Origin of the sequence: Brevibacillus antibioticus, from assembly GCF_005217615.1 — a bacterium.
Lineage (GTDB): Bacteria > Bacillota > Bacilli > Brevibacillales > Brevibacillaceae > Brevibacillus > Brevibacillus antibioticus.
In genome coordinates, this window is record NZ_SZNK01000001.1 from 5,665,512 (window position 1) to 5,677,996 (window position 12,485).

At 46.8% G+C, this 12,485-nt stretch carries 13 protein-coding genes; 9 read left to right on the plus strand and 4 right to left on the minus strand.

Annotation, left to right across the window (positions count from 1 at the left end; genetic code table 11):
• Positions 1-99 precede the first annotated feature (99 nt).
• The 3 genes from tnpA (at position 100) to E8L90_RS27190 (ending at position 2,305) form a co-directional block, all read left to right on the plus strand.
• Complete coding sequence (gene tnpA / locus E8L90_RS27180) at positions 100-504, plus strand: IS200/IS605 family transposase (RefSeq protein ID WP_137032388.1); 405 nt, start codon at positions 100-102, stop codon at positions 502-504.
• 2 nt (positions 505-506) lie between these two features.
• Positions 507-1,598 (plus strand): IS200/IS605 family element RNA-guided endonuclease TnpB, encoded by a 1,092-nt coding sequence (gene tnpB, locus E8L90_RS27185; protein WP_137032390.1) that lies wholly within the window; start codon positions 507-509, stop codon positions 1,596-1,598.
• A gap of 140 nt (positions 1,599-1,738) precedes the next feature.
• Positions 1,739-2,305 carry an SMI1/KNR4 family protein gene (locus E8L90_RS27190; protein ID WP_137032392.1) on the plus strand — a complete coding sequence of 189 codons (567 nt, stop codon included), beginning with the start codon at positions 1,739-1,741 and terminating at the stop codon, positions 2,303-2,305.
• A gap of 82 nt (positions 2,306-2,387) precedes the next feature.
• Here E8L90_RS27190 and E8L90_RS27195 read toward each other — a convergent pair whose 3' ends face one another.
• On the minus strand, positions 2,388-2,891 hold the full coding sequence (locus tag E8L90_RS27195; RefSeq protein ID WP_244297411.1) for a sigma-70 family RNA polymerase sigma factor family protein: 504 nt from the start codon (positions 2,889-2,891) through the stop codon (positions 2,388-2,390).
• 83 nt (positions 2,892-2,974) lie between these two features.
• Here E8L90_RS27195 and E8L90_RS27200 point away from each other — a divergent pair, with 83 nt between their 5' ends.
• Genes E8L90_RS27200 through E8L90_RS27210 form a run of 3 tightly spaced genes read left to right on the plus strand, consistent with a single transcriptional unit; the run spans position 2,975 to position 5,792 of the window.
• On the plus strand, positions 2,975-3,715 hold the full coding sequence (locus tag E8L90_RS27200; RefSeq protein WP_137032394.1) for a GNAT family N-acetyltransferase: 741 nt from the start codon (positions 2,975-2,977) through the stop codon (positions 3,713-3,715).
• Positions 3,716-3,735: 20 nt separating this feature from the next.
• Positions 3,736-4,392 (plus strand): sigma-70 family RNA polymerase sigma factor, encoded by a 657-nt coding sequence (locus E8L90_RS27205; protein WP_244297413.1) that lies wholly within the window; start codon positions 3,736-3,738, stop codon positions 4,390-4,392.
• The gene (locus E8L90_RS27210; RefSeq protein ID WP_137032396.1) at positions 4,389-5,792 is read left to right on the plus strand and encodes a hypothetical protein; all 1,404 of its coding nucleotides are present in this window, start codon (positions 4,389-4,391) and stop codon (positions 5,790-5,792) included. The genes E8L90_RS27205 and E8L90_RS27210 overlap by 4 nt, the downstream gene beginning before the upstream one ends.
• A gap of 83 nt (positions 5,793-5,875) precedes the next feature.
• Here the strand turns inward: E8L90_RS27210 and E8L90_RS27215 are convergent, their stop codons facing one another.
• The 3 genes from E8L90_RS27215 to E8L90_RS27225 are packed head-to-tail and all read right to left on the minus strand — an operon-like array spanning position 5,876 to position 8,242.
• Positions 5,876-7,282: a nucleoside recognition domain-containing protein gene (locus E8L90_RS27215; protein WP_137032397.1), complete on the minus strand. Its 1,407-nt coding sequence runs from the start codon at positions 7,280-7,282 to the stop codon at positions 5,876-5,878.
• Positions 7,260-7,991 (minus strand): FeoB small GTPase domain-containing protein, encoded by a 732-nt coding sequence (locus tag E8L90_RS27220; RefSeq protein ID WP_137032399.1) that lies wholly within the window; start codon positions 7,989-7,991, stop codon positions 7,260-7,262. The genes E8L90_RS27215 and E8L90_RS27220 overlap by 23 nt, the downstream gene beginning before the upstream one ends.
• Positions 7,988-8,242 (minus strand): FeoA family protein, encoded by a 255-nt coding sequence (locus tag E8L90_RS27225; RefSeq protein ID WP_137032401.1) that lies wholly within the window; start codon positions 8,240-8,242, stop codon positions 7,988-7,990. The genes E8L90_RS27220 and E8L90_RS27225 overlap by 4 nt, the downstream gene beginning before the upstream one ends.
• A gap of 401 nt (positions 8,243-8,643) precedes the next feature.
• Here E8L90_RS27225 and E8L90_RS27230 point away from each other — a divergent pair, with 401 nt between their 5' ends.
• Genes E8L90_RS27230 through E8L90_RS27240 form a run of 3 tightly spaced genes read left to right on the plus strand, consistent with a single transcriptional unit; the run spans position 8,644 to position 12,439 of the window.
• Entirely contained in the window at positions 8,644-10,173 is a 1,530-nt protein-coding gene (locus tag E8L90_RS27230; RefSeq protein ID WP_137032403.1) for a hypothetical protein, read from the plus strand.
• 21 nt (positions 10,174-10,194) lie between these two features.
• Complete coding sequence (locus E8L90_RS27235; RefSeq protein ID WP_137032405.1) at positions 10,195-10,740, plus strand: RNA polymerase sigma factor; 546 nt, start codon at positions 10,195-10,197, stop codon at positions 10,738-10,740.
• A complete protein-coding gene (locus E8L90_RS27240) occupies positions 10,724-12,439 on the plus strand; it encodes a hypothetical protein (RefSeq protein WP_137032406.1) in 1,716 nt (571 codons plus the stop codon). The genes E8L90_RS27235 and E8L90_RS27240 overlap by 17 nt, the downstream gene beginning before the upstream one ends.
• Positions 12,440-12,485: the final 46 nt, after the last annotated feature.

The following is a 12,485-nucleotide window of genomic DNA, read 5'->3' on the forward strand; positions in this document are numbered from 1 at the left end:
TCCCCTGAAGGGGGTGCTAAGAGCAAACGAAAATAGTTCTTTTTTTGTCGATCTCTGTCAGATATATCTTCTCTATCTAATGAATTGGTATAATTAACCATATACAGATCGGTGGAAAGTAACTACAATGTCGTATTTGACTGTAAATATCACGTTGTTTTTTGTCCGAAGTATCGTAAAAAGGTTTTGAAAGAGCCAGTAGACATTCGATTAAAAGAGTTGTTTCTTGAAAAGGAAAAAGAACTTCGTACAGAAATTGTTGAAATGGAGATCATGCCAGACCACGTTCATTTGCTCATCAAATGCGATCCGCAATTCGGAATCCACCGAGTCGTAAAATCTTTGAAGGGCTATATATCCAGAGTGTTGTGGATGGAATTTAGACATCTCAAAAGCAGACTTCCCTCGCTATGGACAAACTCCTACTTTGTTGCGACTGTTGGAACTGTTCAACTCGATGTGATTCAGAATTACATGGAGTCCCAAAAGGAAAGGAGTGATTGAACTTGCATAGAGCCTACAAATTCCGTTTGTATCCAAACAAAGAACAAGCAACACTCATCAACAAGACAATTGGATGTACTCGCTTTGTATTCAATCACTTTCTTGCGAAACGGAATGACGCCTACGAACATGAAAAGAAAACGCTGAACTACAACGACTGCTCTGCTTTGCTCACGCAACTCAAAAAAGAAATCGAATGGTTGAAAGAAGTGGACTCCACTGCTCTGCAATCAACCTTAAAAGATTTGGATTCCTCCTACAAAAAGTTTTTCAAAGAGAAAAAAGGCTATCCCAAATTCAAGAGTAAGAAGAACCCAAAGCAATCCTATACATGCAAGATGAACATCAAAATAGTAGGAAATCGCATCAAACTTCCTAAGCTGGGATGGGTATCGTTTGCTAAATCCAGAGAAGTCCGGGGGCGTATCTTATCGGCTACGATCAGACTGAATCCTTCTGGAAAATACTTTGTATCCATTCTATGTGAAACGGAAAATCAACCACTCCCAAATGTAGGATCGACTGTAGGGATTGACCTCGGAATCAAGGATTTCGCCATCCTCTCTAATGGAGAGAAGGTTGAGAATCCTAAATACTATCGCAAGTATGAAAAACAACTGGCAAAGTGGCAACGGATTCAATCCCGCAGACAAAAAGGTAATAAAAACCGTAACAAAGCACGTATCAAAGTAGCTAGGCTCCATGAAAAAATTGCAAATACCCGTAACGACTTTCTACATAAGCTGTCAACCAAGCTGATCAACGAAAACCAAGTGATTTGTTTGGAGGACTTGCAAGTGGAAAATATGGTTAAAAACCACAAGTTGGCGAAATCCATTGCGGACGCTTCGTGGTCTATGTTTCGTATGATGTTGGAGTATAAGGCGGAATGGTACGGTAGAACGATCTCCATCGTCGGGAAGCAATTCCCTTCAAGCCAACTCTGCTCCACTCCACATTGTGGATACCGCAACAAAGACGTGAAAAACCTCAACTTGCGACAATGGACTTGCCCGAAATGTGGTACGAAGCATGATCGTGACGAAAACGCAGCCATCAATATTGAGCAAGAAGGACTTCGACTGTTGGCATAGCCAACTGAACTGTGGGACACACAGGGATAGCTTGGTGAATTTCACTCCGTGAGGAGTGACTACCCAAGAATCCCCTGCCTTTAGGCATGGGGAGTGTCAAGGGGGAACTGACTACCTATAGGAAAAAGGAGGCTTTACATATGGATAGAAACGAGTATATCAAGAATGGTTTTGAAGCTTACTATGCCCGATATAACCAAGTAACAGAGGAAGGCTTTTGTAGATGGATGCGGCCAGGCGTCCCTGATGTCATGAAGGTAGCTGATATCGATGAAGAATGGTCCAGATGGAAGCTGGTTCCTTCAATCGTAAGTCAGGAGGATGTGGCTTCGCTCGAAGAACAATTTGGACTGAAATTTCCGGAGTGGTATAAAGCCTTCATTTCCACGTATCATCATTTTTTCGACGTCATCCCTGAACAAGGGATTGATGAGCCATTCGATCGTATTCGGAATATGTACAACCCGTTGCTTTGCAAGTTAGGCTACCTTCCTTTTTCATGGGATACGGAGTACGGAAGTATACGATGTATCGATTTACAAGAAAGTCCAGACGAAGAGAAGTGTGGAATCTATGAAATTGACCATGAAATTTTGTTTGAAATGGATGACGAAAATACAGAACGCAACGAACTGAAAGAATCACTAATCTTTTTGTATCCGAATTTCAAAACTTATTTTGACCACACTTTTTTAGAGCACGCGTGACGCAAAAGCAAACCCTCTTTCACTATAAAATGAAAGAGGGTTTTGTTTTCTTGTGTGAATCGTTTGCTATGCTAGGAGCCGATTACGACACTATGAATCTTAGCTTATCAGGATTTCTGACAAAGTAGAGGTTACGAATAACTCCGTGTTCGATATGCAAAAACACCACGGTGTCGGTTCTGCCATCTAGTCTGATCACAAACCCGGTCTGGTTGTTTAAAGGTGCGAGCTCTACAGAGAATTCTGGACGCTTCGAGAAGCTGCGCATCAAGCCGAGTAAGAAGGAAGCCACGCGTTCGCCAGACAAGATCGGATGCAGGGCTGCCGTGACCTTGCCGCCGCCGTCGGAGAGCAATACCGCATCTGTGGCAAGGAGAGTGAGCAATGTCTCGATATTTCCGTGCTCCAGGGCAGACAGAAAACGGCTGATCCACTCTTCGCCGAGCTCTTTCTCTGGGGTGAGATGAGGTTCCTCTGAGTCAATCCCCATTTTCTTTTTCGCTCGACTAACGATCTTGCGGCAATTCGCTTCGCTTTTTCCTATCAGCTCGGCAATCTCGTCATATTGGAAGTCAATGTGTGACACACCACAAGAGGAAAATGTCGAAGAAAATCGAATAGGGAATAGATGGGAAGCTAGACATCTGAGGTTGTAGGAGGATTCCGAGCATGTCATACAACATCTACACTTTCGCACAAAGATCAGATCTAAACGATCAAGCTGATGAACTCATTGAAGCAAGCTGGTCTACCTTCATGCTCAATGATGAAGTGGCCAACGAATATTACGGTCATCTGTATGACTGGTTCTCTCCTTATCAATTCATGCTGACGGATGAGGCTGACAAGCTGATGGCTGTAGGAAATGCGATTCCATTTTATTGGGATGGCACTGCGGAAGACCTGCCAAAAGGCTGGGATGATGTCTTTCTGCAAGGGATTGAAGACTATCGCCAAGAAAAACAGCCAAACGCGTTATCGGCACTCTCCATCTCCATCGATCCCCGCTATCGTGGACTCGGTCTGAGCAAGCAGATGGTTACGGCGATGAAGGATATCGCAAAGGAAAATGGCTTGGTGCACTTGGTGGCACCTGTACGTCCATCGCTCAAGCACAAGTACCCGCTCACGCCAATGGACAAGTATGTTCAGTGGAAAACGACCGATGACGCTCCGTTTGATCCATGGGTGCGCACGCATTGGAAACTCGGAGCGACGATCATGCAGGTGGCGCCGGAATCCATGCTGATCAGAGGAAGCTTGACGGATTGGGAAAGCTGGACAGGAATGAAATTTCCCGAGTCCGGATTGTACATCATTCCAGACGCATTAGTTCCCGTGCAGGTTAACGTGGAAAAGGACGAAGTGGTATATATCGAGCCGAATATTTGGATGCAGCATGTTTTGTAAAGCGATCAGGAATAGCCGTTGTGGAAACCACAGCGGTTTCTTTTTGCATTTTCTGTCACCTTTTTGCCGTGAGACGGATCATACCTACTAGCAAGCAATCAACGGATGAGGTGAACGGGTTGAACGAAGCAGAAATAATGCCAGCGAGTCTGGAGGTTACACGAGAAGCCAGACTGAAATGGCTAATGCAGCAATACGGGGAGAAGATTTTTCATCTAGTGAGTCTCACGGTAAAGAACCATGCCTTGGCGGACGATATTACCCAAAACGTGTTTATCCAAGCATATCGGCATCTCGATCAGTTCCGCGGGGACGGACAGATCAAGCATTGGCTCTACAAGATCGCGATGAATGAAAGCAAAAAGCATTTTCGGTCGTGGTCCTTCCGCAACATTTTTCCGACGATGGATGATCATTTGGGCGATTTGATGAATCGGCAGGCCAACAATCAGGTAGAGGAAGAGATTTTAAACCGGGTGAAGCGGGAAGAGATCGTCACATACATTCAATCCCTCGCACCGAAGTACAGACAGGTTATTCTCCTGCACTATTACGAAGACCTGTCGATTGCGGAAGTGTCGGATATTCTATCGGTTTCGCAAGAGGTCGTCCGTACGCGTTTGCATCGAGCCAGGAAGCAATTGAAGGAGACCATGTCGAAGGAGGTAAAAGGATGAGCGACGATCGCATGTGGAGGGAATGGAGCCAGTCAGCAAAGCAATCCGTTCGTGAAAAATATCCGTTTCATTTGGAAAAATTCGAGCAGGAAGTACTCACAAAAATTCAGCGTGAGAAGCATCGTCGTCGCTGGCAAGTAACCTCTTGGGCAGCCGGAGTGGCAGTTGCTGCTACCCTTTTCTTCCAGATTGCTCAGCCCTTTGATGGAAGTTTGTGGGGACTGACTGGTGCAGAGCGAGGCCAGAAAGTATTTGAATGGGTCAAGCCCGATGAAGGTTTCATGCATGCTTTGAAGAACGGGTATCCGATTCTGCCTGAGGTGAAATTGGAGAAGGACGGTTTTGTTTATCAGATCAGGGATGCCATGGTCGATCACAGACGGATTACGTTTACGCTTTTAATCTCCGGTGAAAAAATGGAGGAGATTGCGCGAATTCCGGATGAATCGAAAAGAAGCGATATGCTTTATGGGAGTCTTCGTGTAGATTTGGGGGAGCTGAATGAAGTAGGTCATGCTCCGAAAGATTTTCAATTAATCGATGGTGTACATTATCTTATCATCAAACCGAATTACCGAATTGACGACAAAAAAATGCGGGAGTTCATGAATCAGACGAAGCCCGTTCTGCCTGTGCAAATTGTAGATATGCGCAAGAAAGAAGCTGATGAAGTGGTAGCCAAGCTGTTGCTGCCCCTGCCAAGGTCCGTCACTGGAGCAGAAAAAGCAATCCAACCGGATGCAGAAGTAGATGCTGTGCTAGAAACAGACAGCCTGTTGACGAGGCTGAAAGTAAACCAGATAATAGCTTCTCCGACTATAATGGAAGCGGAGCTGGAAGCTACTTTGCAGGATGGATTCGAGCTGTATCGCTTGGAGAATGTGAAGCTGGTAGATGGGAATGGAAAGGAATATCCGGCAATGGATGACCGAATCAATGAGAATCTGGAGCAGGTTCGAGATGGCACTGCTAACAGGGTTCAAGGCAGCGACAAGTATACGATGCAGTTTATGCCGTCGCTCTTTTTTGAAGATACTCCGGGTAAACTCGCGCTCCGTTTCGACGAAGTATCTGCCAATAAGTCTATTAAGGAAAGCTTCGTGCTTGATCTGAATGCCAAATATCCGCAAAGTATTCCGTTTGGAAAAAAGCAAAAGCTGAATATAGAAAAGGCGTATTACGACAAAGGGAAGCTGTTCATTGTCATTCCAAACAAGGCACCGGAAGACATTAACCTGCGAGTAGAAGGTCAGTACTACAAGAATTTTATGATCGCAAAAAATTTGGAGACTGTTTCGATTGTTTTCGAGGTACCCAAACAGGACACGTACAAGGTAGAGATGAGCGGTCTGGAGTTTGAGAGATTCGCCTTGGATGGCGTGATACCTATTACAAAATAAAGAGGATTCCACTGGGAAATTCACGAAAAAGCCTTTGCACGAACCAGAAGGTCTGGTATTGTCCAAAGGCTTTTCGCTGTTTTTTACACCCAACCGAGTGCTCTTGCCACCTGGGCAGTCAAGAACGTTACTCCGATCGCAATGGCTAGCGGAATGAGTGCAGAAAGCACCGTCCATTTCACACTTTTCGTTTCCTTGTAAATATTGAACAAGGTTGTGCCGCAAGGGTAATGAAGCAGAGAGAACAACATCATATTAAGTGCTGTCAACCAAGTCCACCCGTGCTGCAAGAAGACATCCTTGATGTTGTCGAGGCCTTCCACATCAACCATGGCACCGGAGGACATGTACCCCATCAGTAGGATCGGCAGCACAATTTCATTCGCGGGCAAACCGAGAATAAAAGCCATGAGAATATAGCCATCGAGACCAATAATTTGCGCAAACGGATCAAAAAAGGCAGCCATGTGGGCGAGGATGCTGTCTCCACCGACATAGATATTACCCAAAATCCAAGTGATGACACCGGCAGGGGCGGCTACAATGACGGCCCTTTTCAGCACGCTCCACGATTTATCTTTGCTTGCAATCAGGATCGTTTTCCAAATCTGCGGACGGCGGTAAGGGGGCAGCTCCAGCGTATAGTGTGTCGGTACCCCGCGCAAGGCTGTTTTAGAAAGTGTCCAGGAAACTGTAAGAGTGATAACGATTCCAAAAATCACCATACCCATTACGATGAGAGCAGTAGTCAGAGATTGCCAGCCACTGGTCGAGCTTGTCGCCATAAACAGTGAAGCCAATAGGATCAAGGTAGGCCAACGACCATTGCACGGGACGAAATTATTGGTCAGTATCGCCAACATTCGCTCCCGAGGAGATTCGATAATCCGGGTGGAAAGGATGGCAGCTGCGTTACAGCCAAACCCCATCGACATCGTTAATGCCTGTTTTCCATGACCGCCGGCATTTTTAAACAGACGATCCATGTTGAAAGCGACACGCGGCAAATACCCGAAGTTCTCAAGCAGGGCGAAGACCGGGAAAAAGATAGCCATTGGAGGCAGCATGACGCTGACCACCCATGAAGTGCCGCGAAAGAATCCGAGAACAAGAATTCCGTGCAGCCATTCTGGTGCATTCACTGCTTGAAAACCGGCAGTCAGATAACCCTCGACAATGCCGAACATGTCAGCCAGCCAACCGGATGGAACATTGGCGCCTGCAATGGTGATCCAAAAGACTGCACCTAATATCGCCAGCATGATCGGGTAGCCCCATATTTTGGAGGTCACAATTTTATCGAGCTTGTATGCGCTAGACAGCTTTTGCTTGTTTTCGTAGGTCACAGCTTCCTTACAGATGCTTCGACTGGTGCGATAAATGTCACTTACAATCGTGTCCCGAATCTCACTTCCTTCTACTGAGGCGCGGGCCACAGAAAGAAGTGCATCCAGTGGATCGGGCGGATTAGTGGCAAACGGTTTGGCCATGGGTCAAGCGCTCCTCCCCGAAAGACTCAGCTGGCTCTTGCATTCGCTCCCGCAAGGTTTTCAACAAACTCTCATCGCCATCTAGCAAGCGAAGAGCGATCCATCTTGTCGGAAAACGCCTGTTCATGGTTTTTGCAATGAGCGGCTCCAACTCTACCAGCTTTGCTTCAATCTGATCACTGTAGGTTATCTGTACAGGGGTGGGCACGATTGTTCCATTTGCGACTTTCTCCACCTGGTCGAGCAAATTCTCAATCCCGATTTGATTTCTGGCGGAGATGGCCACACAGGGAACGCCCAGTCTTTTCGAGATTTTTTCTAGATCAATATGAATGCCAAGCCGTTTCGCCTCATCGATCAAATTGACGCAAACGACGACGCGGGAGGTCATTTCCAACACCTGTAAGGCCAAATTGAGATTCCGCTCCAAGGAGGTTGCATCCAGTACTACAACAGTGACGTCAGGCTGATCGAAGACGATGTAGTCTCTCGCCACTTCTTCATCTGCCGAGTTGGAATACAAGGAATACGTACCTGGCAAATCAATGATCCGAAAAGTCGTATTTCCCCGAGCGAATTCTCCCTCAGCCATTACGACTGTTTTTCCTGCCCAGTTTCCCGTATGCTGGCGAAGTCCCGTCAATGTGTTGAATAATGTACTCTTACCGGTATTCGGATTTCCTGCCAAGGCAATTGTGTATGAACTCATTTTTCTTCACTCTCCACGTACTCCCCGAATATGAGCGAGCTTTCTTCTTTGCGCAGGGCGATGATCGTGTTATTTACCCGAAAGGCAATGGGATCGCCTAGCGGACTTTTTTGCATGACTTCCACGATGTTGCCGGGGACGAAGCCGAGATCCAGCAATCGCCTGCGCAGTATACCCTGAACGTCAATACGATCCAGACAGATGTGGCTACCAATCAAGGCATCAGACAAAGGAATGCTGATAGATGGCATGATGTTCACTCTCCTTTTTCGTTAAGGACAAACTGTTGGCTTAGGGCAAAAATAAAGGTAAAAAAAAGTGCACGTAGTCGATATCTTATGATTTTAGTTTAAGATAAAACTCTTTCCTAGGCAACAAAGTTTTTGCTTGAGGAAACTTTTTGGTCATAAAAAAACTGCACCTCCACTCGTGAATGGTATCCAACAATGGGGGACAGCTCAGCATAGATAGCCTATCAAGTGTAACTAACGATTAGATTCGTTCGTACAGAAGCCACGATGTTCCCAAGTGTTCGGAAAATCGAGTTTTATTTGCTCCCTACGAAAATTTTGATCTGCTTGTAACATTTCCCTTTTGCTTTCGACTATTGGGCTAAGAACATAAAAAAGTGGAAGCCAGGAGGAAATTCAAAATGAAACCATACGCAACCAAAAAGCTGATGATCACAGCAGGAGCTGCTGCTTTGCTCTTCTCAAGCCCATTGTGGGTTACGCAACCACAAGTAACTGTACAAGCCGCGGCAGTCAAATCGACACAAACCCAATTGAGCAAAGCAGCCCAAAAAACCGTAGATAAGCTGATCAAACACTACCCGGAATTAAAAAATGCGGAAAAAACCATTTTGCGTAACAATCAGGAGCGAGATGTCATCCAGATCCAATTCCGCATCTTCAGCAACAAGGAGCGGACGAAAGTATCCCTGTATGCGGATGCCAAAATCGATGCAAACAACGGTATGCTGTTATTCTTCTCTGCACACGACATTCCCAAAAAGAAACCGACTACAAGTCCTACGGAAGCGATGGGAAAAGAAAAAGCACCAAGTGTTCTGAAGGATTTCATCGGTGACGCCATCAAGCAATACCAAATAGACGAGATAACAGTTGATGGTGAGGGTGCAGAGGCCGTGGCAAATGTGCGTTTCGTTCGGGTTGTGAATCAGATTCCGGTAAAAGACGATAGTTACGTAGTAGCGATCAATGGAGTAGGCGAGCTAGACTATATAAACGCAGGAAACACAACAGGATTGCAGATGGACGCAGGTAAATTCGTCGCTCCGTCAGGGGTTAAGAATCCAGACGAATTCGGCAAACAATTAGAAGACATGCTCCACCTTAGCTATGAGCAAAAAGCAAGAGACATAAGCGCTGGTTTCCGCCCAGTCTACAGCCTGAATTTTTCCGGATATCTGGATGCACGATCAGGAGCCGAGGTAGAGTCCGGATGGACCAAGAAAAATAAGTACGGGAAACCAATCCCGATAACGCCTGGCAACCAGCGGGTCTTCGCCAAAACAAATGAGGAGATAGCCACCGCACTCTCCACTTTTATTCCATTGCCAGAGGGAATTATGTTTAAAATGACCAAAGGTACGCCAGTTCTCGCAGGGGAAAAGGAGTATGATGCCGTGGTTGGAAACAAAAAGTTCTCAGTGAGGACAGTGAATGATCAGATTGCGTACTTCCATGTAATTGAAAACCCACCAAAGCAGAAAGTGATTACAGAGGCAGCTGCCGAGGAAAAAGCAGTGGCGTTTCTGCAACCGTTTGTAGACGCAGAGGTAACGGAGCTAGTACCACGAATGGAGCTGGTACCACAAATGATTAACAGAGAAGCAGGCAAGCAAAAGTTTCTATTTTCCCCTGTACATCAAGGGATTATGGTTGAGGGACAGGGCTATTCAGTAACAGTTGACATGCATACGGGAGACATTGTATCCGCCAGTTTACCAGTAACTACTGGCAAATTATCCTATGATGATGCCTCAAATGTCGTAGGGCCCGAGCAAGCCGTACAAGCATTGTTAAAAGCTAACCCGCTTACAATGAGCTACGTATTTCCTTCCCTTAACGGGCGATACCAGGCAACACCTGTCCTTGTTTATGAGCCAAAAGAAAGAAACGGAAAGGTTGACGCGGTTACCGGTCAATTTATCAGGTAGGGAGCAGGGAGAGGAAATCCAGTGCAGGACACAGCCGATTACGAAGCGCGGATTAAAGCGATCTATCGCGAGCATTACCGAGATGTCTATCAATATCTCTACTACTTCACGGGGAAGCGCGAGCATGCGGAGGATTTGACGCAGGAAGTATTTATCCGGGTTTTGGATGCCTTGGGCAGATACGAGGAGCGTTCCAGCGTGAAGACGTGGATTTTGCATATTGCCAAGCATGTCGCCATCGATGATTACCGGAAGAGGCGGGTGCAAACGCTTTTTGGCATGGAATTGTTAAAAGGGCTGCCTTCTCTTCTGGGAAGGCCGGAAGCGGAGCTGGCTTCCAAGGAAGAACAGCTGGAAATTGAGCAGGCGATGCAAAAAATGAAGCCGCATCATCGGAATGTACTGATTTTGCGCGGGATCAAGGCCTACAGTATCCGGGAAACGGCTGAAATCCTCGGAACAAGCGAAGCCAAGGTCCGCGTAGATTTTCACCGGGCAACAAAAGAACTCAAAAAAGTTTTGCATGTCGACTGGATAGGAGGGTTGGCCAATGAATACTCCAAATGACGAGCAATTCTTCGCTGCACTTCCCCGATCAAAGGATGCGGAGCCGAGGAGCGAATTCGTAGAAGCGCTGGAAGCAAAGCTGGTGCAACGGGCGCGCACCAAAACGAATCGCTCGAAAAGAATCGGTATCAAGCTGGCGACATGGACGGTTTCCGCTGCTACGGTGGCCGCAGCAGTATGGATGATGGGTGTAACCCCGGAGATGTTCACGCAATCTCGGGTTGAATCACAAGCGCATTTGGTTCCCCGCTCCTTCTCCTCGACAGAAATAATAGAAAGCGAGCTAAGCCAAGCGGCGATCAGAACGTTGGAAAAGCTGTACGAGAAATATCCTCCTTTTCGGGAAGCGGAAAAGAGGGTCTACGTAACCAAAGCTCCTCGCGAGGTGTACAACATAGATTTTCGCACGTCTAGCAACAAAGATCGAACAGAAGTGTCGCTATATGCCAGAGCGAAGCTGGACGCCAAAAGCGGGCTCTTGCTCGGATTCGATTTGGAGAAGATTCCCGGGCAAGAGAAAGTCGAAGGAACGCTTTCCAAGGAGAGAATTGAGCAACAGGCGAAGGCATTTATGGAACCGTTCCTGGGCAAAAATCTGGAACAGTATCGGATCGAACTAGTAGATGGGCAAGAGGGAACAGATACCGTTTCGCATGAAGCCGTCCGCTTGCAACGCTACGTGAATGACGTGCAGGTAGAAGGAGATAGCTATGTGATTGGCATGAGCGATGTCGGGCATATTCGCTATATCAATTCAGGGGATTCAACCGGAATGACTCTGGACGCTGGGCAGTTTCCTCCAATAGCTGAGCGGCCTTCTCCGAAGAAAACAGAGAGCGGACTTGCAGAAGTCATGCAGCTGACGTATGTGAGAGTTGGGAAGAAGGACGTGGACTACGTTCTTCGCTACAGGGAGAATTTCTCCGGGTATCTCGACGCTCGTACTGGCAAGGAAGTGAAAACGACCTTGTGGCGAGGGGAGTCGTTTGGCGACAGCATTGCCGTCAAGCCAGGAGGCAAGAGGACAATGGTTGCATCGGCAAAAGAGGCTGCGGCTGCCATGGAGTTTTTCGGTCAGAAGGTGGAGGGCTTCACATTTACCGGGAGTAATGTGCCCGATTATATGCTGGGAGACAACGAACGGGAATACCAGGCCAAAAAAGGAGAGCGATTCATGCGGCTGACTACTGTCAACAATCGGGCAGCAGCGTTCAAGATATCTTATCCGGAGCTGCGAGAAGGTGATCCGACACTTACCATCGCAGAATTGCAGGAGCGAGCGATCTTGTTTTTGGAGCCGTATTTGGATTCACGGGTGAAGACTGTTCGGATGAAGGAGCAAATTTATGTGATGGGCAGACAGGTTGAATTGAACTTTGTCCGAGAAATAAACGGCGTAATGGTGCCGGATCAGTATTATAAAGTAACGATTGACGGGCAGACAGGAGAAATTATCGGGGTGAATTTGACATTCCCTCATGAGCAGGAGAGCTTCGCAGATGTGGCCAAGGTGATTTCAGCGGGAGAGGCAGTGCAGGTTTATCTCCAACATCATCCGCTTAGTCCTCGCTATGTATTCCCGCTTGATAACAATTACAATAAGATTCAAGAGCAACCAGTCTTGGTCTATTCGGCAGAAATACTGAAAAGCAATGGGGATGTGGATGCTATTACAGGAGAATGGCTGCCACTCCAATAATGAGAGACACCAGGGGGAGGCTCCTGGTGTTTTGTTTTGCATAATG